Genomic DNA, 23,954 nt, shown 5'->3' with positions numbered 1-23,954 from the left:
GTCCTTGACGTGAGCCTTCCGTGACCTCACCGCACCGACCACAGGGGTTCACCCCGCGTTCATTTACGCCCATCGGCGGCTTCACCTGTTCTGCCTACTTTCGGCCTTACGCGATGCGGAACGCCCGAAGCTGGGGGGCCACCGCATCACCCACACTTCGCACGCCGCCGAATTCAGGACGGCGGCCACTGGAAGGAACTCAAGTGAAGCTTCAGCGCAAGAACCGGCGGGCCCTCGCTCTCGGTGCTCTCGCCGTCTCCGGCGCCCTGGCCCTCACGGCGTGCGGCTCCGATGACACCGGCGGCAACGGCAACGGTGGCGACTCCTCCGCCGCCGCGCCGGCCGGCAACATCGACTGCGGCGACGCCAAGGGCCAGCTCCAGGCCTCCGGCTCCTCGGCCCAGAAGAACGCCATCGACGCCTGGGTGAAGCAGTACTCCGCGGCGTGCAAGGACGTTCAGGTCAACTACAACCCGACCGGTTCGGGCGCCGGCATCACCGCGTTCCTCCAGGGCCAGACCGCGTTCGCCGGCTCGGACTCCGCGCTGGAGGCCGAGGAGATCGAGCAGTCCAAGAAGATCTGCAAGGACGGCCAGGGCGTCGACCTGCCGATGGTCGGCGGTCCGATCGCCGTCGGCTACAACGTCCCGGGCGTCGACACGCTCGTCCTGGACGCGGCCACCCTCGCCAAGATCTTCGACAGCAAGATCACGAACTGGAACGACGAGGCGATCGCCAAGCTCAACCCCGACGCCAAGCTCCCCGACCTGAAGATCCAGGCCTTCCACCGCTCGGACGAGTCCGGCACCACGGACAACTTCACCACGTACCTGAAGGAAGCCGCCCCCAAGGACTGGTCCTACGAGCCCGGCAAGGCGTGGGAGGCCAAGGGCGGCCAGTCCGCGCAGGGCTCCTCCGGTGTGGCCCAGCAGGTGAAGCAGACCTCGGGTGCGATCTCGTACTTCGAGCTCTCCTACGCCAGTGACGGCCTCAAGACCGTCGACATCAAGACCGAGGCCGCCGAGCCGGTCAAGGCGACCATCGAGAACGCCACCGCCGCCATCGGCGCCGCCAAGGTCGTCGGCACCGGCAAGGACCTCGCGCTGGAGCTGGACTACACGCCGTCCGCCGCGGGCGCCTACCCGATCGTCCTGGTCACGTACGAGATCGTGTGCGACAAGGGCAACAAGGCGGAGACCCTGCCCGCCACGAAGTCCTTCCTGAACTACATGGCTTCCGAGGACGGCCAGGCGCAGCTGGCCGACGCGGGCTACGCCCCGATGCCCGAGGAGATCATCACCAAGGTCCGCGAGACCATCTCGAGCCTCGCCTGACCCGAGTGTGCGGACCGGCCCCGACCAGGGAGCCGGTCCGCACCGTCCGGTGCACCGCCATCAGGAGCCCCCGCACCCCGGACGGCTCCGACCGAGCCGCCCGTCCCGGCGGTTCCGCAGACCGGAGAACCCGATGGACATCACTACGCAGAAACCCGCCGCTCCCCCCACCCCCGGACCAGCCGCGCCCGCCGACAAGCGCGCCGCGCGCGGTGCCACCCGCCCCGGTGACCGGATCTTCCTCGCTCTCTCCCGCGGGTCCGGCATCTTCGTCCTGGTGCTCATGGCCGCCATCGCGGCCTTCCTGGCCTACCGCGCCTCCATAGCCATCAGCGAGGACGAGGCCAACTTCTTCACCACCTTCGAGTGGAACCCCAGCGGCATCCCGCCGGAGTTCGGCATCGCGGTCCTGGCGTTCGGCACCGTCGTGTCGTCGATCATCGCCATGGTCATCGCGGTCCCGATCTCGGTGGGCATCGCCCTGTTCATCACGCACTACGCGCCCCGCCGGCTCGGCGGCCTCATCGCGTACGTGATCGACCTGCTCGCCGCCGTCCCGTCCATCGTCTACGGCCTGTGGGGCGCGCTCGTCCTGGTGCCGCACATGGACGGCCTCTACGGCTGGCTCGACGACTACTTCGGCTGGACCGGCATCCTCGAGTGGAACGGCGGCGCCCCGCGCTCGCTGTTCACCGTCGGCATCCTGCTCGCGCTGATGATCCTCCCGATCATCACCAACGTCAGCCGCGAGGTCTTCCGGCAGGTCCCGCGGATGCACGAGGAGGCCGCCCTGGCCCTCGGCGCCACCCGCTGGGAGGTCATCCGGATGTCGGTGCTGCCCTTCGGCCGCTCCGGTGTCATCTCCGCCTCGATGCTGGGCCTCGGCCGCGCGCTCGGCGAGACGATGGCCGTCGCGATGGTGCTCTCCCCGTCCTTCGACATCAGCGCCAGCCTGCTCGACCCGGGCGGCGGCACCTTCGCCCAGAACATCGCCAGCAAGTTCAACGAGGCCACCGAGATGGGCCGGGACGCGCTGATCGCCTCCGGTCTCGTCCTGTTCGTCATCACGCTGCTGGTCAACGGCGCGGCCCGCCTGATCATCGCCCGCCGCAAGGAGTACTCGGGGGCCAACGCATGAGCAACGCAACCCTTTCCCCCCAGCGCAGCTCCCTGCGCGGCGCGACCCTGCCCAAGTGGTTCGCCTGGGCGGTCGCCGCGGGCTCCGTCGTCCTGGGCCTCGGCATCAGCGCCGCGGCGGGGCTGGGCAGCAGCATCCAGTGGGCGCTGATCGCCGCGATCCTCTTCGTCGTCGGCTCCTACGGCATCTCGGCCAAGGTCGAGGGCCGGCGCCAGGCCAAGGACCGCACCGCGACCAGTCTGGTCTGGGTCGCCTTCCTGCTGGCCGTCATCCCGCTGGCCTCCCTGATCTGGGAGACCGTCAAGCGCGGCATCAAGGTCCTCGACGGCTACTTCCTGACCCACTCGATGGGCGTGGTCGCCGACACCGAGCCCGGCGGCGGTATCTACCACGCGATCCTCGGCACGCTGGAGCAGGTCGGCCTCGCCACCCTGATCTCCGTGCCGATCGGCGTGCTGACCGCGATCTACCTCGTCGAGTACGGGCGCGGCAGGCTCGCCAAGGCCGTCACCTTCTTCGTCGACGTCATGACGGGCATCCCGTCGATCGTCGCCGGTCTGTTCATCCTCAGCCTGTGGATCCTGATCCTGGGCATGGGCTACTCCGGCTTCGCCGGCTCGATGGCCCTGTCCATCCTGATGATCCCGGTGGTCGTCCGCTCCACTGAGGAGATGCTCAAACTCGTCCCGAACGAGCTGCGCGAGGCGTCCCTCGCCCTGGGCGTACCGAAGTGGCGCACGATCCTGAAGGTGGTCCTGCCCACCTCCCTCGGCGGTATCACCACCGGCGTCATGCTGGCCATCGCCCGCATCACCGGTGAGACGGCCCCCGTGCTGCTGCTGGTCTGGGTCACGAACTTCATCAACTCCAACCCGTTCTCCGACCCGCAGGCGTCGCTGCCGATGTACATCTACCTGCAGTACGCCAACAGCGGCGGCTCCGGCGCGGCCTACGACCGTGCCTGGGCGGCGGCCCTGACGCTCATCGCGTTCATCATGATCCTCAATCTGGTGGCCCGCGGCATCGCCCGCTGGAAGGCCCCCAAGACCGGTCGCTGACGCGGCCAAGGCAACAGCCGGCGACTCGGACTCGAAAGAAGCAGTGATACCCATGGCCAAGCGCATCGATGTGAGCGGCCTCAACGCCTACTACGGCTCCTTCCTGGCCATCGAGGACATCTCGATGACCGTCGAACCCCGTTCCGTGACGGCCTTCATCGGCCCGTCCGGCTGCGGCAAGTCCACCTTCCTGCGCACCCTCAACCGCATGCACGAGGTGACGCCGGGCGGCCGGGTCGACGGCAAGGTCATGCTCGACGACGAGAACCTGTACGGCGCGGGCATCGACCCGGTGGCCGTGCGGCGTGAGGTCGGCATGGTCTTCCAGCGCCCGAACCCCTTCCCCACGATGTCGGTCTACGACAACGTGGCTGCGGGCCTGCGTCTGAACGGCAAGTACAAGAAGTCCGAGCTGGACGACGTCGTCGAGAAGTCCCTCAAGGGCGCCAACCTCTGGAACGAGGTGAAGGACCGCCTGAACAAGCCGGGCTCCGGCCTCTCCGGCGGTCAGCAGCAGCGTCTGTGCATCGCCCGCGCGATCGCGGTCGAGCCGAACGTCCTCCTCATGGACGAGCCCTGCTCCGCCCTGGACCCGATCTCCACCCTCGCCATCGAGGACCTGATCGGCGAGCTGAAGGAGCGCTTCACGATCGTCATCGTGACGCACAACATGCAGCAGGCGGCCCGGGTCTCCGACCGCACCGCGTTCTTCAACCTGGCGGCCGTCGGCCAGCCCGGCAAGCTGATCGAGATCGACGACACGGAGCGCATCTTCTCCAACCCGTCGGTCCAGGCCACGGAGGACTACATCTCCGGCCGCTTCGGCTGATCCGATCCCCTCGCGGTGCTGCATGGCGGTGCCACCGCGAGGCACGGAAAGGGCCCGCCCCCGGCTCCCGGGGGCGGGCCCTTTCACATGCCTGCCGCGCCGCGCGACTGCGGGCCTTCGTGCCGCTGGGGCGGCACGGGTGGGCGGTGGGGGTACCTCCCCTCGAGCGGAGCCGGAAGTGGGGGAGGCACCCCGCGAACGCCGGGCTGCGCGACACCCCCGCCCAGCCCCCACGCCGAGCAACCGCTACAGGAACGCCAGATTCACCAGCCAGAACGAACACGCGGCCACCACCGCGGCCGCCGGCATGGTGATGAACCAGCCGAGAACGATGTTCTTGGCGACCCCCCACCGCACGGCGTTGACCCGCTTCGTGGCCCCCACACCCATGATCGCCGAAGTGATCACATGCGTGGTCGAGATCGGCGCGTGGAACAGGAACGCCGACCCGAACATGATCGACGCCCCCGTCGTCTCCGCGGCGAACCCCTGCGGCGGATCCAACTCGATGATCTTCCGCCCCAGCGTCCGCATGATCCGCCAGCCACCCGCGTACGTGCCCGCGGACAGCATCACCGCACAGGCGATCTTCACCCACACCGGAATCGGATCGCCGTATTCCTCGACATCGGCGATGACCAGCGCCATCACCACGATGCCCATCGTCTTCTGCGCGTCCTGCAGACCGTGCCCGAGCGCCATCCCCGCCGCCGACACCGTCTGCGCGATGCGGAATCCCCGCTTGGCCTTGTGCGGATTGGCGCGCCGGAACATCCACAGGATCGCCGTCATCACGAGGTACCCGGCGAGCAGGCCGACCACCGGCGACACGAACATGGGGATGACGACCTTGTCGACCACCCCGTGCCAGTACACCGTCGTCCCGCCGGCCAGCGCGGCGCCCACCATGCCTCCGAACAGCGCGTGGGACGAGGAGGACGGCAACCCGAAGTACCAGGTGACCAGATTCCAGACGATCGCCCCCACCAGCGCCGCGAAGAGGATCCCCATCCCCTTGGAGCCCTCGGGTGTCTCGATCAGCCCCTCGCTGACCGTCTTGGCGACCCCGGACCCCATGAACGCACCGGCCAGATTCATCACGGCCGCCATCGCGAGCGCCGCCCGCGGGGTGAGGGCGCGCGTCGACACGGACGTCGCGATCGCGTTCGCCGAGTCGTGGAAGCCGTTGGTATAGGTGAAGAAGAGCGCGACCCCGATGGTCACGACCAGAGCCAAGGTGTCCATGAAGGGCTCAGGACTCCTTGACGGCGATGGTCTCCACCGTGTTCGCCACGTGCTCGAAGGCGTCGGCCGCCTCCTCCAGTACGTCCACGATCTGCTTGAGCTTCAGCACCTCGATCGCGTCGTACTTGCCGTTGAAGAGGTGGGCCAGCAGCTTGCGGTGGATCTGGTCGGCCTGGTTCTCCAGACGGTTGACCTCGATCCAGTACTCGGTGAGGTTCTCCATGGTGCGCAGGTGCGGCATGGCCTCCGCGGTCAGCTCCGCGGCCCGCGCCAGCACCTCGATCTGCTGCTCGACGCCCTTGGGCAGTTCCTCGACGTTGTAGAGGACGACCAGGTCGACGGCCTCCTCCATGAAGTCCATGATGTCGTCGAGGCACGACGCGAGGGAGTAGATGTCCTCGCGGTCGAAGGGCGTGATGAACGAGGAGTTCAGCTGGTGGAAGATCGCATGCGTGGCGTCGTCACCTGCGTGTTCCGCGGCCCGCATACGCTCTGCGATCTCGGCCCTGGCGGAGGGGTCCGCCCCGAGCAGTTCCATCAGGAGTTTCGAGCCCGTGACGATGTTGTCCGCGGACGCGGCGAACATGTCGTAGAAGCTCGTCTCCCTGGGGGTCAGACGAAAGCGCACGTGGGGTCCTCGGTGAGCATCGGTTTCGGTCAGGCTGATGCTAGGCGCATCATCCGGCCACGTGGAACGGGCCGCCCTCCAGTGTCGCCCATCAGGCAGAGTGATGAGCACAGGGGCGGTCCGAGGTCCGTTTCCGGCCGCAGCGCACGGCATTGGCCAAGAGGCCTATACCCAGCAAAGTTCGCTACCATATACCCACCAGGGGTATATGTCGGCTGTCAGCACACCAGGAGGACGCGATGACGACCACCGAGACCGGCGCGAACGCGCCCTCCCCGAACGTGACGGATGCGACGAATGCGACGGACGCGGCCGAGGCGACGGAGATCGTGACCGATCACGACCGCGGGATCCACGGCTACCACAAGCAGAAGCAGGAGCACCTCAAACGCCTGCGCCGCATCGAGGGCCAGATCCGCGGCCTGCAGCGCATGGTCGACGAGGACGTGTACTGCATCGACATACTCACCCAGGTGTCCGCCTCCACCAAGGGCCTGCAGTCGTTCGCGCTGCAACTGCTCGAGGAGCACCTGCGCCACTGCGTCGCGGACGCGGCCGTCAAGGGCGGCGACGAGATCGACGCGAAGGTCAAGGAGGCGACGCAGGCCATCGCCCGCATGCTGCGGACCTGACCGGTGACGCCGAACCGGCGGGCGGCGCCCTCAGTTCCCGGCCGACTCCGCCCGCGCCTCGGCCACCCTCAGCACCTCGTCGATGCTCTCCAGGCTGAGCCGGTCCTCGGCGGCGGAGGCGGCGATGATCAGCTCTCCGCACAGTTCGATCTCGGCGAGCGCCACGTGGTCCTGAACCGTCCCGCCCCTGAGCGAAGCCACGCGCCTCACCTCATCTCCGTCGTCACCGACTTCCTAGAGTAGGGAGCGCCCCGCGCACCGCGCATGGCACGGAAGGGCTAGTTCAGGCCGGTCACTCCGCGGCGATCCGGCCCGCGTAGATGTCCTCGCCCGTGGGAAGCCGTACGTCGGCCGGGACCCCGAAGTCGTACAGCAGCGTCGTCGAGGCGACCGCGACGGGCGCGTCCTGCCGCCCGTTGACGAAGCTGAACCGGTGCCGGACCTTGCGGATCCGGCCCTGGTCATCGAGATAGGCGTCGAACGGCACCCGGGCCGTGGCGAACTCGCTCGCCGCCGCGCCCAACGGACCCCGGTTCGCGTCCGAGGCCTCCCGCGCGGCCTTCTCCAGGTCGGCGGTGCCCCGGTAGTGGCGCACCTTCGTCCCCGCGACCTCGGTCCGCCCCACGAACGCCGCCGAGCGGGTCCCGCGCAGCACTTCGGCCGCGACGAACGGATCCGTGGCCCCGCCGGTGACGAGGTTGCCGTCGGACAACGTCCCGGTGTCCACCCGCACCCACTTGTCGGCGGGCACCCCGGCACCCCGGTTCTTCATGAACAGCGCTCCGGGGGCGAGCAGTTCGGTGATGGGCCGCCGTACGGCGGCCCCCGCCGGATCCCTCGGCAACAACACCTTCAGCCGGCCGAGCCGCTTCCGGTAGTCGTACACCCCCTCGCCCCGGATGGTGACCCGGGTCCCGCCGGTGGCCATCTGCAGGGACGTACGCGCCTTGGAACTCCCGGCCGTCACCAGCGCGTCGGCAGCCCGGTGCAGCACCCGCACCGGATCCCCCGCGGGAGCGCCCCCGGTCGCGGCATCGCCGCCCGCGCAGCCCACCGCCGCGAAGCCCAGACAGACCGTGACCCCGACCGCGACCACCACGCCGCCGATCCGCCCGTGCCGCTGCTGCCGTCGAACCATCGCCTGCCTACCCCCGCTCCGTCCGACACGGGCCGCCTGTCGTTCCGGTTAACGACGGGTAAGTGACCCCGTCACGCCGACACGCCGGAGCGCTACGGTGGTCGACGTGGCGCACCAGGACGAAGAGGCAGACCCCCGCCAACACACCGCAACCACCACCGAGCAGGGCCCCTTCTGCGTAGCCCGCTGCTCCTGCGGCTGGCGGGGCCCCGCCAGAAGAGCCAGAAGCCAGGCCCGCACGGACGCCGAGAACCACACCGCCGAGTGACTCGGCACGGTGGTGGTCCCGGGGGCCGGCCGGTCCAGCGGCGAACGGTGCGGTCGGCCGGGTCCAGGGGCAGTACAGGGCGGCGGAGGTGGAGGGCCGCCGCCCCGCCGCACCGAGTCCGGGACCCCCGAAGTCCGTGGAACCCTCGCGGCCCCACGCCCGTCTCGTCTCCACGGACCCGGGAGGCCTCCCATGGAACGCGACGTACCTTCCTCGCAGGCGCGGCGGCGGCGGCCCTCACCGCCGCCACGGCCACCGCCTGCACCGGCGACTCCGGCGCGCCCCGCCGTAGCCCCGCCACCTCCCGCACCCCCACCCGCGCGACGACGGCCGCCCCCGCCGACTGGACCGCCCTCGCCCGCGACCTCGACGGCCCCCTCGTCCGCCCCGGCGACGCCGACTGGCCGACGGCCCGCCGTCTGTACAACACCCGCTTCGACGGCCTGAAATCCGCCGCCGTCGCCTACGTCGACCACGCCGACGACATCCGCACCGCCCTCGCCCACGCCCGCGCCCACGCCGTCCCCGTCGCGATCCGCAACGGCAGCCACTCCTACGCCGGCTGGTCCTCCGGCACCGACCGCCTGATCATCGACGTGTCGGAACTCAGCGCGGTGCACGCCTCCGCGGGCACCGCCGTCATCGGCGCCGGCGCCAAGCTCATCGACGTCTACCGCGCCCTCGCCGCGAAGGGCGTCACCGTCCCCGGCGGCTCCTGCCCCACCGTCGGCATCTCCGGCCTCGCCCTCGGCGGCGGCCACGGCATGACCACCCGCGCCTACGGCCTGACCTGCGACAGCCTCACCCAGGCCACCCTGATCACCGCCGACGGCAAGGAGCTCACCGTCAACGCCACCGAGAACAAGGAGCTCTTCTGGGCCCTGCGCGGCGCCGGGAACGCCCACTTCGGCATCGTCACGGAGCTCCGCTTCACCACCCACCCGGCCCCCCGGAGCGTCACCGGCTACCTGACCTGGCCCTGGCCGAAAGCCGCCGCCGTCATCAGCGCCTGGCAGGACTGGGGCCCGGACCAGCCCGACGAGATCTGGTCGTCACTCCATCTGGAGAACACCGGCAGCACCCCCACCGTCTCCGTGGCCGTCTTCTCCCTCGGCACCTACGGCGAACTCCAGGACGCCGTCGACCGCCTGGCCGACCGCGTCGGCGCCTCCGCGAGCGGGGTCTCGCTCCGCCGCCGCTCGTACGAGGAGTCCATGGAGCTGTACGCCGGCTGCTCGTCCTTCGCCGACGACGCCCAGTGCCACCTTCCCGGAACGACACCGGGCCGCTCCCCCGAGGGCGCCCTGGACCGCGAGACCTACTCCGCCCGCTCGGACTTCTTCGACCGCCCGCTCGACTCCACCGGCGTACAGACCCTGCTCACGCGGATCCAGGCCGTACGCGGCGGCTCCGGCAGCATCGCGCTCACGGCACTCGGCGGAACCGTCAACCGCGTCGCGCCGACCGCCACCGCGTTCGTCCACCGCCGTTCCCGCGTGCTGGCCCAGTACATCGCGTCCTGGAGCGCGAACGCGTCCGGTGCCGCCGCCGAGTCCTGGCTGACGTCGGCCCACCGGGCCATGCGCCCGCACGCGTCCGGCGCGGCGTACCAGAACTACCCGGACCCGACCCTCACCGACTGGCGCCGCGCCTACTACGGCGCCGCCGCACCCCGACTGACCGGCCTGAAGAAGCGGTACGACCCGGACAGGGTCTTCACCTGCCCACAAGCCCTGTAGAGGCCGCCGGTCAGGCCGCCAGGTCCCGCTCCTCCGGGCCGCCCGGCGCCCCGCTCCGGGCACCCGCGGCCACGCGGCCGTCTTCGGTGTGGTGCCGGCCGCGGGCCGCGATCAGCCACCCGGCCCGCGGCGACCGCTCGATCGCCCGCATGACCGGCGTCAGCAGGGCCATGGCCAGCGGCGACAGCAGCAGCGCGACCGCCGTACCGAGCGCGAGCCCGCCCACGACGTCCGTCGGGTAGTGCACGCCCATGTAGACGCGGCAGAAGCCTTCGAGCAGAGCGATCCCGAGGCCGACGAGGCCGAACTTCCGGTTGGCGACGAACAGTCCGACGGCGAGCGCCATGGTGATCGTCGCGTGGTCGCTGACGAAGGAGTAGTCGGTCTTGCCCTGGACGAGGACTTCCAGGCCCTGGTGGTCGTTGAACGGCCGGGGCCGCTCCACGAACCCCCGGATCGGCACGTTCACCAGCACCGCGACACCGGCCGCGAGCGGTGCCCACACCAGCGCCGCGACGGAGGGCGCCGCGTCCTCACCGCCCCGCCGCCGCACGGTCCACCAGCACCACAGCACCAGCAGGACCATGGCGAACAACAGCCCGTACTCGCCGACGAACTCCATGATCCGGTCGAACCACGGAGGCGCGTCCTTGGCGAGGCCATTGATGTCGTAGAGCAGGTCGACGTCAGGGTTCGACCCGGAATCGGCGAGTCCAGCCATAGTGCTGCTGCCCCTTCGTCATCTGTCCCGGCGCACGGTGCGCCGCTCCTGCCACCCCCGTGGTCGTAGAAGCGCTCGTCTGCTCGGCTACGACAACAGGAACGCACGGCTCCCGTTAATACGTTCCACACTCCACCGAATGATCACGCAGACGTTATCGAAGAGAGACACATCTCCGCAGCTCAGGGGGTGGGTTAACGCTCCGCTCACACCGTCGCGGGGAGCGCTTTCGCGCCATCTTCGGTGACTCGGGTGGCACCGAAGTAGTCAGGCGTGTCAATCGGGTCGAATCGGATCACGGTATTGGAACGGGGCGCGTTGATCATGTACCCGCCGCCCACATAAATGCCCACATGCCGGATGGCGCGCGAATTGGTCAGGTCGTCCGAGAAGAACACCAGATCGCCCGGGAGCAGTTCATCGCGCTTCGGATGCGGCCCCGCGTTGTACTGGTCGTTCGCCACACGCGGCAGCGTGATGCCCACGCTCTCGTACGCCGCCTTGGTCAGCCCCGAGCAGTCGAAGCGTCCGCCCTGGTCAGCCGTGCCGTTACCGCCCCACAGATAAAGCGTGCCGAGCTTCTTCTGCGCGTAGGCGATGGCACCGGCGGCCTGCCGGGAGGGATCCACCCGGCCGACCGGCGCGGCGAAACTCTCCTCCAGCGTGGTGATCCGCTTGACGTAGTTCCGCGTCTCCTCGTACGGCGGGACTCCCCCGTACTTGATCACCGCGTACGCCCCCGCGTTGTACGAGGCGAGCATGTTTTCGGTCAGATTCCCGGGCACGTCCTTCACATAGGACGCGAGCGTGCAGTCGTACTGCGCCGCGGAGGGAATCGCGTCGTTGGGGTCCCACACATCGCGGTCCCCGTCCCCGTCCCCGTCGATCCCGTGCGTGGCCCAGGTACCGGGGATGAACTGAGCGATGCCCTGCGCCGCCGCGTGACTCCGGGCCTTCGGGTTGAACCCGCTCTCCTGGTAGAGCTGGGCCGCGAGCAGAGCCGGGTTGATGGCGGGGCAGAGGGTGCCCCACCTCTGCACGAGCGACTGGTACGCGGCCGGCACGCTCCCCTTGGCGAGCGCCTTGGCCGCCCCGCCGCCGACCCCGTTGACGAGGTTCCCGCCGACGACGTAGACCCCGACGACGAGCAGCATCACAAAGGCGAGAGCGGACCCGACGGCAAGGGTCGCAGCCACCCACACCTTACGCACCGTCAACCACCCCTCACCGTCCGGCAGTCCGCCGCCGAACGCCAGTGTAGAGGCGACACCCGCCGCCCGGGGAAGATCGCGTACAAGGCGTTCGCACCCTTCGTTGCCCGCCGTAACCCAGCGTGATACACAGAGTGACGATACGACTCTTCACCCGTCGGACCGCGCCCCTACCGCAGACCGGCGCGCGCCGGTGGCAAGCTATTCGTACGAAACCCGCCAACGGATGACGCCAAGTGGACATACGACAGCGTCATCGTCGGCGACAATGAGGCCTGACCTCTGCACTACCGCAGGGGGTGCGGAACTACCCATACAGGGCGGTGACTTACATGCTCTTCGCGGCCGACGAGGGAGACATCAACACCATTATCGGCGGGATCGCTCCGGATTGGGGCCCCTTCGGCAACCTGGGCAACGAAGCCAAGGTGATGATCGAGGTGGTCATGGCGGTAGCCATCCTCCTCTGCCTCGGCATCGCCATCTGGGGGGCGGCCAAACAGCGCATCGGCGCCACCGCGTTGAGGGACACGTTCAGCGCCGAACAGGGCAAGGGCCTCATCATCGCGGGGCTGACGGGCGTCTTCATCATCGGCTCGCTCGGCACGCTGTTCACCATCGTGTACGGCATGGCCGTATAGGTACCGCCCATCGACCCCGACCGGGCACGCCCGGCTCCCCTCCATCCCACCCGCCCGTCGTGCCCACCGGCTGAGGTTGCGTTTCCCTGATGTCCAGTCACCACACCGCGCCCGCGCGGAAGCCAGCACGGCTACCGTCGTACGTGGAGTACACGCAGTACGAGGTGTTTCCGCACGACGTTGAGGGGGCGTACGGGGCATGAGTCTCGGAGACGACACGGGCCAGACCCGCATCCGTCTGCCGGAGGGAGACGGCGGCGACCCGTACGGCGGGGGGCGCAGAGGCGGCCGTTCGTCGTCGCGCAGCCTGGTCACGGTGGTCGGCGTGGTGGTCCTCCTCATCGCCGCGATCGCCTTCGCGAACCGTGGAGGAGACGATTCCGCCACGGCGGAGACCGCCGGTGACTCCCCCAGGACAGCGGCGACGGCCCCTTCGGGAGAGAAGCCGGTGGACACGAAGTCGACGGGCATCCCGTCGGGCTTCGCCCACGACCGACAGGGGGCGGAGAGCGCGGCGGCGAATTACGCGGTGGCGCTGGGGTCCGCGGAGATGTTCAACAAGGACCGGCGTGACGCCATCCTGCAGTCGATCATCGTTCCCGCGCGGGTCGCGGACTTCGAAGCGACGCTGGACAAGGCGTACACGTCGGAGTTCAACAAGAACGTGGGCCTGAACGAAGACGGCACCACGCCGAAGGGCTTCGCGTTCGTCTCGCGCACGAGCCCGATCGGCACCAAGGTCACCGAATCGTCCGCAGACACCGCGACGGTCGAAGTCTGGTGCAGCGGCCTCCTGGGGCTCGCGGGCGAAAGCTCCACGAACCCGGTCACCAGCAGCTGGTTCACCATCACCATTCAGCTCGAGTGGACCAACGACGACTGGAAGATCGTGACTCACTCCCAGAAGGACGGCCCTGCGCCGGTTCCCGGTGACGCACGGGCCTCCAGCGCCGACGAGATGGCGAAGGCCGTCCAAGAGTACGGAGGGTTCACGTATGCCCGCTAACCGCCGCCTGCTCGCACTGACGGGCGCCGTCGCGGCCGTACAGGCGACAGCCGTCCTCTTCGCCACGCGGAGCGTCGCCGCGCCCACCCCGACGCCCACACCCACGGACAGCAACAACCCCTGTGATCTGATCCACGGCCCCGCCAAGGACTACTGCGAACAAGGCGAAAGCGGCGGCACCAGCCGCACTCTCGACGACCCCACCACCACCCTCGACCCCCTCGCCTCCCTGGCCAAGGGCTGCGCCGAAGCCGCCTCCTGGACCGTCAAGAAGCTCAGCGGCGCCGTCGAGGAGACCGCGAACGTCGACTTCACCAACGACACGTTCCTCCAGCAGTACGCCGTCGTCTTCGCCGCGTCGACGATCCTGACCCTCCTGCTCTGGCTGCTCGCGGTCGCCAAGCGCGCGGTGCGAGGCGTCCCCCTCACCACCGCCCTCTCCGAGGCCATCGGCTTCCTCTGGCTCACCGTGCTCGCCTCGGCGTTCACGCCCCTGATCCTCTACACCATCGTCTCCGCGACCGACGGCGTCACCGAGGTGCTAGCGAAGGCGACCGGCGACCAGACGGACACGTTCTTCGGCACGTTCTCCGCCGCCCTCGAGAAGGGCGAGGACATCGGCGGCGGCCCGATCATGCTGATCGTCGTCTCCCTCGTCTCCATCCTCGCCGCCGGCGTCCTCTGGCTGGAGCTCGTCATCCGCGCCGCCCTGCTCTACGTCGGCGCCCTCCTCGGCACCGTCGTCTACGCCGGCCTCGTCGACAAGAACCTGTGGGGCCACGTCCGCCGCTGGGCGGGCATCATGATCGCCGTGATCCTGGTCAAGCCCGTCATCGTCATCGTGCTCGGCCTCGCCGGCGCGCTCTCCGCCGACGAGGGCCCCGACGCCTTCTCCGCCGTCGTCTCCGGACTGGCGATCATCCTGCTCGCCATCTTCGCCTCGGCGATGATCTACCGCTTCGTCCCCGGCTTCGGCGACGAACTCGCCGGCTCCCGCAACAACCGCCTCATGCAGGGCGCCGAGGGCAAGGCCGCCGCCGTCATCAGTTCCCCGGCGACCCTGGTCGCGCAGGGCATCAAGACCCACAGCACCCGCGCCGACAACAACGGCTCGGGCGGCGGCCAGTCCTCCGGCCCCCGCCCCTCCAACCCCGCCTCCGGCGGAGTCGCCGCGCACAGCTCGCGCACGTCGAACGGCGGCGGATCTGTCCCCTCCGCCGCACCCGCACCCCGCTCGGGCAGCCCGGTGAACACTCCCCACGCCAGCAACACCCGCAACAGCAGTACCAACCGCACGGGAGGTGAAGGGCGTTGACGACCGAGTCCCACGTGTCCCATCCGGTCACGCCCCGCCGTACGTATCTGATCGGCCGCGCCCGGCCGAACGCGATCGTCGGCCGCAATCGCGAGACCGGTGAGATCGCGCTGATCGTCGTGGGCGCGTTCCTCGGCATGATGGCCGGACTCCTCGTCCCCGTCCTGTCCGTGCGGATCGTGCTGCTGGTGGGCCTGCCGATGCTGGCGCTGGCCGCGGTGTACGTGCCGTACAAGCACCGCACGTTCTACAAGTGGTTCGAGATCAACCGCAGCTACAAGCGCACCCTGCGCAGGGGCGCCACCTACCGCTCCGGCGTCGTCGAGGCCGGCACCCGGCTGGACGGGCGTGAGGTGGAGATCGGCCCGCCGCCGGGAATCGGGCGGATCACCTGGCTGGCCGCGCCCTTCGGGCCGGACGAGATCGCCGTACTCCTGCACGCGGACCGCAAGACCGTCACCGCCGCCATCGAGATCGAGGGCCCGGGTGTCGGCCTGCGCGACTCCGAGGACCAGGAAGCCCTCGTCGACCGCTTCGGCACGCTCCTCAAGCACGTCGCCAACGGCGACGGCTTCGTGACCCGCATCCAGATGCTGGCCCGCACCCTCCCCGCCGACCCCGACGCCCACGCCAAGGACGTCACCGTCCGCGGGGACGAGAAGTCACCGCCGTGGCTCCAGCAGTCGTACGACCAACTGCAGTCCATGGTGTCGACCAGCAGCGAGCAGCACCGCGCCTATCTCGTCGCCTGCATGCACTACACGCGCGAGCTGGCCGCCGAGGCCAACACCATGGCCCGGGCGATGCGCAGCCAGGGCGGCGGCAAGGTGGACCGCGACGCCGGGCTCGCCGTCGTCATGGCCCGTGAGCTGACCGACATCTGCTCCCGGCTCCAGGAGGCCGACATCCGCGTACGGCAGCCGCTCGGCCAGAGCAGACTGTCCTCGCTGGTCCACTCCATGTACGACCCGGACCACCCGATCGACCACATCCAGGCGATGACGCGGCGCAACGCCTGGCCGGCCGAGCTGGACGCCATGGAGCCCACCTACCTCCAGGCCAAGACCCGCGAGTCCGCCACCCGCGCCCCCTGGTGCCACGCCACGGCCTGGGTGAAGGAATGGCCGATGACCCCGGTCGGCGTCAACTTCCTGGCGCCGCTGCTCGTCCACACCCCGGACGTGATCCGCACGGTCGCCGTCACCATGGACCTCGAACCCACCGAGGTCGCCATCGAGCGCATGCTGACCGAGAAGACCAACGACGAGGCGGAGGCGTCCCGCGCCGCCAAGATGAACCGGACCGTCGACCCGCGCGACCTCGCCGCCCACAGCCGCCTCGACCAGCGCGGCGAGGACCTCGCCAGCGGCGCGGCGGGCGTCAACCTCGTCGGCTACATCACCGTCTCCTCCCGCACCCCCGAGGCCCTGGCCCGCGACAAGCGGACCATACGGGCGTCGGCCGGAAAGTCGTACCTGAAGCTGGAGTGGTGCGACCGCGAGCACCACCGCGCCTTCGTGAACACACTCCCGTTCGCCACCGGCATTCGAAGGTAGGGGCTGAGTTCTGATGCGGGATCCGCTGTCCGTCGTCACCGACGCCTTCACGTCCTTCCTGTTCGGGAAGGTCGAGACGACCCGGCTGCCGGTGCGCACGTCCACCGGCCAGGCCCAGGCGGTCTATCTGCCGACCGCCGCGCCCGGCCTCGGCGACTCCGGCGTCATCATCGGCCGCGAGGTGTACTCCGGGAAGGGCTACATCTACGACCCCTTCCAGCTCTACGGCCAGCAGCTCCCGGCCCCGCACTGGCTGGTCCTCGGGGAGTCCGGCAACGGCAAGTCGGCGCTGGAGAAGACCTACGTGCTGCGCCAGCTGCGCTTCCGTGACCGCCAGGTCGTCGTCCTGGACGCACAGGGCGAGGACGGGGTCGGCGAGTGGAACCTCATCGCGCAGGAACTGGGGATCACTCCCATCCGGCTGGACCCGATGGCCGCCCTGGACCACGGCATCCGCCTCAACCCCCTCGACCCCTCGATCACCACCACGGGCCAGCTCGCGCTCCTGCGGACCATCATCGAGGTGGCGCTGGGGCACGGCCTGGACGAGCGCTCCGGCTTCGCCCTCAAGGTCGCGCACGCCTACGTCAACGAGACGATCGTCGAACGCCAGCCGGTCCTCTCCGACATCGTCGACCAACTGCGCCACCCCGAACCGGAGTCGGCGGAGGCGATGAACGTCGCCATAGACGACGTACGGGCCTGGGGCCTGGACGTCGCCCTCGTGCTGGACCGTCTGGTCGACGGTGACCTGCGCGGCATGTTCGACGGGCCGACGACCGTCGGCATCGACCTCGACGCGCCGCTCATCGTCTTCGACCTGTCCCACATCGACCGCAACTCCATCGCCATGCCGATCCTCATGGCGATCGTCGGCGTGTGGCTGGAACACACCTGGATCCGCCCCGACCGGAAGAAGCGCATCTTCCTGGTCGAGGAGGCCTGGCACATCATCAACAGCCCGTTCGTCGCCCAGCTGTTCCAGCGCCTGCTGAAGTTCGGCCGGCGGCTCGGCCTGTCGTTCGTCGCGGTCGTCCACCATCTGTCCGACGTGGTGGACGGGGCGGCTGCGAAGGAGGCCGCGGCCATCCTGAAGATGGCGTCGACCCGGACCATCTACGCCCAGAAGGCGGACGAGGCGAGGGCGACCGGGCGGGTCCTGGGCCTGCCCCGCTGGGCCGTGGAGATCATCCCGACCCTCACACCCGGCATCGCCGTCTGGGACGTCAACGGCAACGTCCAGGTGGTCAAACACCTGGTGACCGAGACCGAACGCCCGCTGGTCTTCACCGACCGCGCGATGACCGAGTCCTCCGCCGACCTGAACGACGACGCCCTGCGCGCCGCCGAACGGGAGGCGGAGGAACGCGCGGCGGCCTTCGTGGAGCAGCACGTCGGCGACTCCGAATCGACGGTGGCGTAAGGGGAGCACACGTGAGACCGGACGATCCCCGTGAGCACGGCAGGGCCGGCCAGAGCGGCGGCATCCCCGACGGACTGCTGATCGGCATCCTCGCGTTCCTCCTCGGCATGACCACGATGGTGTGGACGGCCACGGGCCTCGCGGGCGTCTTCGCCCACGGCCACTGGCCGTCCGGCGTGACCTTCGCCCGCACCCCCCTGGCCATGCGCCACCTCGTCGCCCAGCCGCACGACATCCCCGCCGCCTGGCCGGACACACCGGCGTCCGGCCTCTCCGGCTACGGCCTCTTCTGGGGCCTGTTCATCGGCCAGCTGATGATCCTGGTCGTCCTGACCGTGTTCGTCATGGGCACGGTGGCCCGCTGGAGAGCGGGGCGAGCACGGCGCCGCGCGGAGCGGGCAGCGGCCCTGGAGCGGGCGGCGACGGCGGCTGCGACGCCGGACCCGGCACCGGTGCAGCGCGAGGTGCCCATGCCGAGGACGGCACCGGAGCCGGTACAGGAGACCGGGCACCGGCAGGCGACGGCACCGCACGAAGCGGCGACCACTTCCCCGCCCCAGGGCGAACGCGCGGGCGGGTGGGAAACACCCCGCGCCGAAGGCGCGGTGGTGCACTACGGCCCCCCGGACACCCGCCACCCCACCGCCGCCCAGGCCGTGCGGGATGCGGAGGGCCCCACCCTCGTCCTCACCTCCAACCCCACCCTCTGGCACGACACCAAGGACGCCCGCGCCAAACTCGGCCCCACCCACCTCTACGACCCCACCCACCGCTGCGACACCCCCGCCCGCCTCCACTGGTCCCCCACCAGCGGCTGCGAGGACAAGGACACGGCCGTCTCGCGCGCGGCAGCGCTGCTCGCCCCCGTCCGCCCGACCTCCCGCCTCGACCAGGCGGTCGGCGACACCGCCGAGACGCTGCTCCGCAGCTACGTGCACGCCGCCGCCATCGACGGCCGTACCGTCCGCCACGTCCACCGCTGGGCCCAGGGCATCCAGGTCCACGACGCCGTCCGCATCCTCCGCACCAACCCCAAGGCCGCCCCCGGCGCCGCCGGCGAACTCGAAGCGGCCCTCACGGCGCATCCCGAACGCCGGGACATGGCCCAGCAGCTCACCACCCGCGCCCTGTCCGCCCTCTCCACGGTCAATGTGCGCGAAGCCTGCACTCCCAACCGAACTGATGCCCTCGCCTTGGATTCCTTCATCCACGAAGGGGGCACGCTTTATGTCGTGGGTGAATCCATCGAGGACCCCCGCACCAGCCCGGGCGCGATGCCCCTGCTGACGGCCCTCGCCGCACACGTGGTCGAGCACGGCCGGCGCATGGCCGAACGGTCATCCTCCGGTCGGCTCGACCCACCACTCACGCTCGTCCTGGACGACGTGGCCGCCGTGGCCCCGCTCCCCCAGCTCCCGGAGCTCCTCGCCACCGGCGCCGACCGGGGCATGCCCACGCTGGCCCTCCTCCGGTCCCGCGAACAGGGCCGGGCCCGCTGGCCGCACGACGAACTACCGGTCTGACCCTCAGCCCGCCCACCCGGGCCGCCCTCTGCCCACCCCGCCCAGCGCTGCCGACCCCTGCCGCCCTTTGCCCCCGGCCCGGCCCCGCCTACCCCTGCCCGCCTGGGCCACCTGAACCGCCCGCCCGCGGACGCTCGACCACCATCTCCAGCTCCCGCTCGTCCGGCCTGCCCGCCAACGGCACGGTCACCCCGCTCTCCACGAACCCCGCCTTGCGATAGAAGCCCAACGCCCGCGCGTTCTCCGGGTGCACGATGAGCCGCACGCGCTCCGCTCCGCGCCCCCACGCCCACTCCAGCGCGGCATCGAACAGCGCCTTGGTCAGCCCGCTCCCCCGATGCCCCGGAGCCACGTACACCCCGACGAGATGCCCCTGCCGCCGCTCCACGCGAAACCCGGCCCAGTCCGTCGTACCGGCCTCCTCGATCAGCACGGCGACCGTGCCCACCCAGCTCCCGTCCCCGGCCTCGGCGACGAACTGCTGCGCCCCGCTCGCACCCTCCGCGCCGTTCGCCGTCCGCTCCCGCCAGTAGGCGTCCGACCGGGCCACGGCCTCCTCGTAGGAGTCCAGAAAGGCGAGATGGGCGACCGGATCCCGCAACGCCGCAAGCCGCAGCTCCTTCACCGCGCTCCACTCCCGCGCGCGTACCGGCCGGATCACACAGTCCTCGAAGGGCATGGCACTCATGGCCGCCACCGTAGTACCGGGGTACCACACCCCTCACCCTCAATACGGCCGACGGTCCGACGCCCACCGCCCCCGCGCGGACGAGCATCGAAGCATGATTACGGCACAGGAACTCACCAAACGCTACGGCGACCGGACCGTCGTCACCGACCTGTCCTTCACCGTCCGCCCCGGCACCGTCACCGGCTTCCTCGGCCCGAACGGCGCCGGCAAGTCCACCACCATGCGGATGATCCTCGGCCTGGACGCCCCCACCCGCGGCCACGCCACCGTCGGCGGCCGCTCCTACGCCGCTCACCCCGCGCCCCTCACGGAGGTCGGCGCCCTGCTGGAGGCCCGCTCGGTCCACCCCGGCCGCACCGCCTACCACCACCTGCGCGCCCTCGCCCACACCCACGGCATCCCGCGCACCCGCGTCGACCACGTCCTGGGCGTCACCGGGCTGACCGAGGTGGCCCACCGCCGGGTCAAGGGCTTCTCCCTCGGCATGGGCCAACGGCTCGGCATCGCCGCCGCCCTGCTCGGCGACCCCGCCACCGTCATCCTCGACGAGCCGGTCAACGGCCTGGACCCCGAGGGCGTCCTGTGGATCCGCACCCTCCTCAAGTCCCTGGCCGCCGAGGGCCGTACCGTCCTGGTCTCCTCCCACCTGATGAGCGAGATGGCCCTCACCGCCGACCACCTGGTCATCATCGGCCGCGGCCGGCTCCTCGCCGACACCACGGTCACCGACTTCGTACGCCACTGCGGCGCCGGCACCGTCAAGGTCGTCACCCCGGACGCCGCCGACCTCGTACGCCACCTCTCCGCCCCCGGTGTCACGGTCACCACCGACGCCCCCGGCAGCCTCACCGTGCGCGGCACCGACGCCGAGCACATCGGCCGCACGGCCGCCGCCCACGGCATCCCCCTCTTCGAACTCACCCCCAACACGGCCTCCTTGGAGGAGGCCTTCATGGACCTCACCCACGACGCGGTCGAGTACACCGCCACCCTGGAAGGAGCAGCCGCATGACCACCGCCGTCCAGCCGTACCGGGTGACCCCGGCCCGCGTCCTGCGCTCCGAATGGCACAAGCTGTGGACGCTCCGCTCCACCTGGATCAACCTCATCGCCACCGGCCTCCTCACCCTCGGCATGGGCGTCGGCATCAGCGCGGCTTACGACGGCACCGGCGAGGGCGGCCTCGACACGGTCGTCTTCGTCCTCCTGGGCACCCAGTTCGCCACGATCAACCTGGCCGTCCTGGGCATCCTCGCCACCGCCGGCGAGTACTCCACGGGCCAGATCCGCGCCACCATGACCGCCGTCCCGCGCCGCCTGCCCGTCCTGTGGTCCAAGGCCGCCGTCCTGACCGCCGTCGCCTTCGCCCTGTGCCTGTGCACCAACCTGCTCACCTTCCCCCTGGCCCAGGCCTTCCTGTCCGACACCGACCAGTCGGCCGCCCTCGGCGACCCGGGAGTCCTGCGCGGCCTGGCCGGCAACGCGGCGGCCCTCACCCTCCTCGCCGTCATGGCCCTCGGCCTCGGCGCCGTCGCCCGCTCCGTCCCCATCGCCACGGGCGTCTACATCGGCCTCGTGATGATCCTGCCGGAGGTGCTGCGCATGCTCCCGTACGCCGTCGTCGACGACGCCATCCAGTACTTCCCCGCCCAGGCCCTGCAGTCCGCCACCGCCGCCCAGTCCGACTCCGGCGCCGCCTCACCGGCCGCGGCCCTGCTCGCCCTCGCCCTGTGGGCGACGGCCTCCCTCACCGCGGCTGCCGCGACCCTGCGCCACCGGGACGTCTGACCCGATGCCACCCACCGTGTTCCCCCCGGCGGACGGACCCACCACCATGGACCTCGTGGCGAACGACCAGGCGGCACCCACGGGGGAACGGCCGGCCGAACCCCTCACCCGGTACGTGCAACGCGTGCACCAGCGGGTGCGCGCCTTCGACCGGCGCCACCCGCTGCTGTGGGACGCGCACTTCACCGGTTTCTGGGTGACGGCCGCCCTCATCGACTACGCAGGCGGCGGCTGGCGCACCATCACGCACAACCCCGACACGCCCGGCCTGCTCCTGCTCACCCTGAGCCTCGGCCTGTCCGTCCCCCTCCTGTGGCGCCGCACGCACCCCGCCGCGGTCCTGCTCACCATGGCCTCGTTCGCCGTGGTCAACGCCTGGACCGGCGCCGCGTTGCAGGCGGCCCTGCTCCAACTCGTCGTCATCTACTACATCGCCCTGCGCCTCCCCCTGCGCAACCTGTGGTGGGCGACGGCCCTGTTCCTCACCCCGGTGGTGATCTCCACGGCCCGCTACGGGGAGGGCGACTGGAACCAGCAGATCGGCGGACAACTGTCGTCCGTCGTCGTGGCGGCCCTCATCGGCATCACCGTCCGCACCCGTCAGGGTTACACCGAGGCCCTGGAGGACCGCGCCCGCCGTCTGGAGATCGAACGCGACCAGCAGGCCCGTATCGCCGCCGCCGCCGAGCGCGCCCGTATCGCCCGCGAGATGCACGACATCATCGGCCACAACCTGTCCGTGATCACCGGCCTGGCCGACGGGGGCAGGTACGCGGCCGCCAGGTCCCCGGAGCGCGCCGCGCAGGCCCTGGACGCCATCGGCACCACCAGCCGCCAGGCCCTCGGCGAACTGCGCCGCCTCCTGGACGTCCTCCGCGACGACGAGACGTCGCCCCCCGCCGAGCGAACCCCCCAGCCCACCCTGACCGACCTGGACCAGCTCATCAACGGGGTCCGCTCCGCGGGTCTGCCCGTCCACAGCACCGTCGAGGGCCGGGCCACCCTCCCCCCGGGCCGCCAGCTCACCGTCTACCGCGTCATCCAGGAAGCCCTCACCAACACCCTCAAACACGCCGGCCCGAACGCCACCTGCGAGATCGCCCTCTCCTACGGTGACAGGGGGGCCGTCCGTGTCACGATCACCGACACGGGCAGCGCCGGCACCCGGACCCCCACGGCGTCCGACGGCCGGGGCCTCCCCGGCATGCGCGAACGAACCGCCCTGTACGGGGGCACACTCGAGGCCGGCCCACGCCCCCATCCCGAGCAGGGCTGGCGCGTCCACCTGCACCTTCCGGAGGAAACCCCGCAGTGACCACCGTCCTCATCGCCGACGACCAGCCCCTCCAGCGCTTCGGCTTCCGCATGCTCCTGGAGAGCCAGGACGACATCACGGTCCTGGGCGAGGCGTCGAACGGCAGCGAAGCGATCCGCATGACAGCGGAACAGCATCCCGACGTGGTTCTGATGGACATCCGCATGCCCGGTCTGGACGGCATCGAGGCCACCCGTCGCATCGTGGCCACCGGCGGCCGCACCCGTGTCCTCATCCTCACGACCTTCGACCTCGACGAGTACGCCCACGCCGGCCTGCGCGCGGGCGCCTCCGGCTTCCTCATCAAGGACGCCCAGCCGGAGGAACTCCTCTCCGGCATCCGTTCGGTGGCCACCGGGGACGCGGTCGTAGCCCCCAGCCTGACCCGCCGCCTGCTCGACGCCTACGCCCACCACCTGCCGGCCGCCACCGTCACCGACTCCCCGGACCCGCGCCTGACCACCCTGACGGATCGGGAACGCGAGATCCTCACGGTCATCGGCAGGGGCTGGACCAACACGGAGATCGCCACTCGCCTCCATCTCGCGGAATCGACGGTGAAGACCCATGTGGGCCGCATCCTGGCGAAGACAGGCTCCCGGGATCGCATTCAGGCGGTCATCCTGGCCTACGACACACGACTCGTCGAGCCGTCCTGAAACGCAGAAAGCCCCCGTGCCGAATGGCACGGGGGCTTTCTATAAGAATTGTTCGGCGGCGTCCTACTCTCCCACAGGGTCCCCCCTGCAGTACCA

At 70.3% G+C, this 23,954-nt stretch carries 23 protein-coding genes; 16 read left to right on the top strand and 7 right to left on the bottom strand.

The features are described 5' to 3' along the window. The first annotated feature begins 203 nt into the window (after positions 1-203). The 4 genes from pstS (at position 204) to pstB (ending at position 4,359) form a co-directional block, all read left to right on the top strand. Positions 204-1,334 carry a phosphate ABC transporter substrate-binding protein PstS gene (gene pstS, locus IE178_RS31120; RefSeq protein ID WP_184766556.1) on the top strand — a complete coding sequence of 377 codons (1,131 nt, stop codon included), beginning with the start codon at positions 204-206 and terminating at the stop codon, positions 1,332-1,334. Between the two features lie 133 nt (positions 1,335-1,467). Next, positions 1,468-2,472 (top strand): phosphate ABC transporter permease subunit PstC, encoded by a 1,005-nt coding sequence (pstC, locus tag IE178_RS31115; protein ID WP_193514560.1) that lies wholly within the window; start codon positions 1,468-1,470, stop codon positions 2,470-2,472. Further along, a complete protein-coding gene (gene pstA / locus IE178_RS31110; protein WP_184766554.1) occupies positions 2,469-3,530 on the top strand; it encodes a phosphate ABC transporter permease PstA in 1,062 nt (353 codons plus the stop codon). Before pstC ends, pstA begins: the two co-directional genes overlap by 4 nt. Positions 3,531-3,582: 52 nt before the next feature. Continuing rightward, complete coding sequence (pstB, locus tag IE178_RS31105) at positions 3,583-4,359, top strand: phosphate ABC transporter ATP-binding protein PstB (RefSeq protein WP_145868496.1); 777 nt, start codon at positions 3,583-3,585, stop codon at positions 4,357-4,359. 246 nt (positions 4,360-4,605) lie between these two features. On the opposite strand, the gene pitH is transcribed toward pstB, so the two are convergent. Beyond that, on the bottom strand, positions 4,606-5,604 hold the full coding sequence (gene pitH, locus IE178_RS31100) for a low-affinity phosphate transporter PitH (protein WP_184766553.1): 999 nt from the start codon (positions 5,602-5,604) through the stop codon (positions 4,606-4,608). Between the two features lie 7 nt (positions 5,605-5,611). Further along, positions 5,612-6,232 (bottom strand): DUF47 domain-containing protein, encoded by a 621-nt coding sequence (locus IE178_RS31095; protein ID WP_184766552.1) that lies wholly within the window; start codon positions 6,230-6,232, stop codon positions 5,612-5,614. 239 nt (positions 6,233-6,471) lie between these two features. Between IE178_RS31095 and IE178_RS31090 the strand changes: the two genes are divergently transcribed. Beyond that, a complete protein-coding gene (locus tag IE178_RS31090) occupies positions 6,472-6,864 on the top strand; it encodes a metal-sensitive transcriptional regulator (protein WP_184766551.1) in 393 nt (130 codons plus the stop codon). Between the two features lie 30 nt (positions 6,865-6,894). Here the strand turns inward: IE178_RS31090 and IE178_RS31085 are convergent, their stop codons facing one another. Both IE178_RS31085 and IE178_RS31080 read right to left on the bottom strand, forming a co-directional pair. After that, entirely contained in the window at positions 6,895-7,074 is a 180-nt protein-coding gene (locus tag IE178_RS31085; protein WP_184766550.1) for a hypothetical protein, read from the bottom strand. An 82-nt stretch (positions 7,075-7,156) separates the two neighbouring features. Continuing rightward, positions 7,157-8,002 (bottom strand): SCO4651 family lipoprotein, encoded by an 846-nt coding sequence (locus tag IE178_RS31080; RefSeq protein WP_193514559.1) that lies wholly within the window; start codon positions 8,000-8,002, stop codon positions 7,157-7,159. Between the two features lie 315 nt (positions 8,003-8,317). On the opposite strand from IE178_RS31080, the gene IE178_RS31075 reads away from it, so the two are divergent. Continuing rightward, complete coding sequence (locus IE178_RS31075; RefSeq protein WP_193514558.1) at positions 8,318-10,009, top strand: FAD-binding oxidoreductase; 1,692 nt, start codon at positions 8,318-8,320, stop codon at positions 10,007-10,009. Between the two features lie 10 nt (positions 10,010-10,019). On the opposite strand, the gene IE178_RS31070 is transcribed toward IE178_RS31075, so the two are convergent. Together IE178_RS31070 and IE178_RS31065 are read right to left on the bottom strand one after the other, a co-directional pair. Next, positions 10,020-10,730, bottom strand: a complete 711-nt coding sequence (locus IE178_RS31070; RefSeq protein ID WP_193514557.1) for a phosphatase PAP2 family protein — start codon at positions 10,728-10,730, stop codon at positions 10,020-10,022. A gap of 206 nt (positions 10,731-10,936) precedes the next feature. Further along, the gene (locus IE178_RS31065; protein WP_318280334.1) at positions 10,937-11,947 is read right to left on the bottom strand and encodes a C40 family peptidase; all 1,011 of its coding nucleotides are present in this window, start codon (positions 11,945-11,947) and stop codon (positions 10,937-10,939) included. A gap of 326 nt (positions 11,948-12,273) precedes the next feature. Here IE178_RS31065 and IE178_RS31060 point away from each other — a divergent pair, with 326 nt between their 5' ends. From IE178_RS31060 to IE178_RS31035, 6 genes are all read left to right on the top strand, one after another. After that, positions 12,274-12,582 carry a DUF8827 family protein gene (locus IE178_RS31060; RefSeq protein ID WP_184766546.1) on the top strand — a complete coding sequence of 103 codons (309 nt, stop codon included), beginning with the start codon at positions 12,274-12,276 and terminating at the stop codon, positions 12,580-12,582. Between the two features lie 199 nt (positions 12,583-12,781). Further along, on the top strand, positions 12,782-13,588 hold the full coding sequence (locus IE178_RS31055; protein ID WP_193514556.1) for a DUF8175 domain-containg protein: 807 nt from the start codon (positions 12,782-12,784) through the stop codon (positions 13,586-13,588). Beyond that, positions 13,578-14,903 (top strand): hypothetical protein, encoded by a 1,326-nt coding sequence (locus IE178_RS31050; RefSeq protein WP_193514555.1) that lies wholly within the window; start codon positions 13,578-13,580, stop codon positions 14,901-14,903. Before IE178_RS31055 ends, IE178_RS31050 begins: the two co-directional genes overlap by 11 nt. Next, positions 14,900-16,459 (top strand): SCO6880 family protein, encoded by a 1,560-nt coding sequence (locus IE178_RS31045; RefSeq protein ID WP_193514554.1) that lies wholly within the window; start codon positions 14,900-14,902, stop codon positions 16,457-16,459. The genes IE178_RS31050 and IE178_RS31045 overlap by 4 nt, the downstream gene beginning before the upstream one ends. Positions 16,460-16,472: 13 nt before the next feature. Further along, positions 16,473-17,882 carry an ATP-binding protein gene (locus IE178_RS31040; RefSeq protein WP_184766542.1) on the top strand — a complete coding sequence of 470 codons (1,410 nt, stop codon included), beginning with the start codon at positions 16,473-16,475 and terminating at the stop codon, positions 17,880-17,882. A gap of 11 nt (positions 17,883-17,893) precedes the next feature. Further along, entirely contained in the window at positions 17,894-19,405 is a 1,512-nt protein-coding gene (locus tag IE178_RS31035; protein WP_193514553.1) for a TraM recognition domain-containing protein, read from the top strand. Between the two features lie 88 nt (positions 19,406-19,493). Here the strand turns inward: IE178_RS31035 and IE178_RS31030 are convergent, their stop codons facing one another. After that, positions 19,494-20,093: a GNAT family N-acetyltransferase gene (locus tag IE178_RS31030; protein ID WP_318280333.1), complete on the bottom strand. Its 600-nt coding sequence runs from the start codon at positions 20,091-20,093 to the stop codon at positions 19,494-19,496. Positions 20,094-20,187: 94 nt separating this feature from the next. Here IE178_RS31030 and IE178_RS31025 point away from each other — a divergent pair, with 94 nt between their 5' ends. From IE178_RS31025 to IE178_RS31010, 4 genes are read left to right on the top strand one after another with little or no spacing between them, the layout of a single operon-like run. Beyond that, positions 20,188-21,108 carry an ABC transporter ATP-binding protein gene (locus IE178_RS31025; RefSeq protein WP_193514552.1) on the top strand — a complete coding sequence of 307 codons (921 nt, stop codon included), beginning with the start codon at positions 20,188-20,190 and terminating at the stop codon, positions 21,106-21,108. Continuing rightward, on the top strand, positions 21,105-21,884 hold the full coding sequence (locus tag IE178_RS31020) for an ABC-2 transporter permease (protein WP_193514551.1): 780 nt from the start codon (positions 21,105-21,107) through the stop codon (positions 21,882-21,884). The genes IE178_RS31025 and IE178_RS31020 overlap by 4 nt, the downstream gene beginning before the upstream one ends. A gap of 46 nt (positions 21,885-21,930) precedes the next feature. Next, complete coding sequence (locus tag IE178_RS31015; protein WP_318280349.1) at positions 21,931-23,199, top strand: sensor histidine kinase; 1,269 nt, start codon at positions 21,931-21,933, stop codon at positions 23,197-23,199. Next, positions 23,196-23,858: a response regulator gene (locus IE178_RS31010; RefSeq protein WP_184766537.1), complete on the top strand. Its 663-nt coding sequence runs from the start codon at positions 23,196-23,198 to the stop codon at positions 23,856-23,858. Before IE178_RS31015 ends, IE178_RS31010 begins: the two co-directional genes overlap by 4 nt. Positions 23,859-23,954 lie beyond the last annotated feature (96 nt).

The organism is Streptomyces griseoloalbus, assembly GCA_014650015.1.
Lineage (GTDB): Bacteria > Actinomycetota > Actinomycetes > Streptomycetales > Streptomycetaceae > Streptomyces > Streptomyces griseoloalbus.
This window is presented reverse-complemented; position numbering and strand designations above follow the sequence as displayed.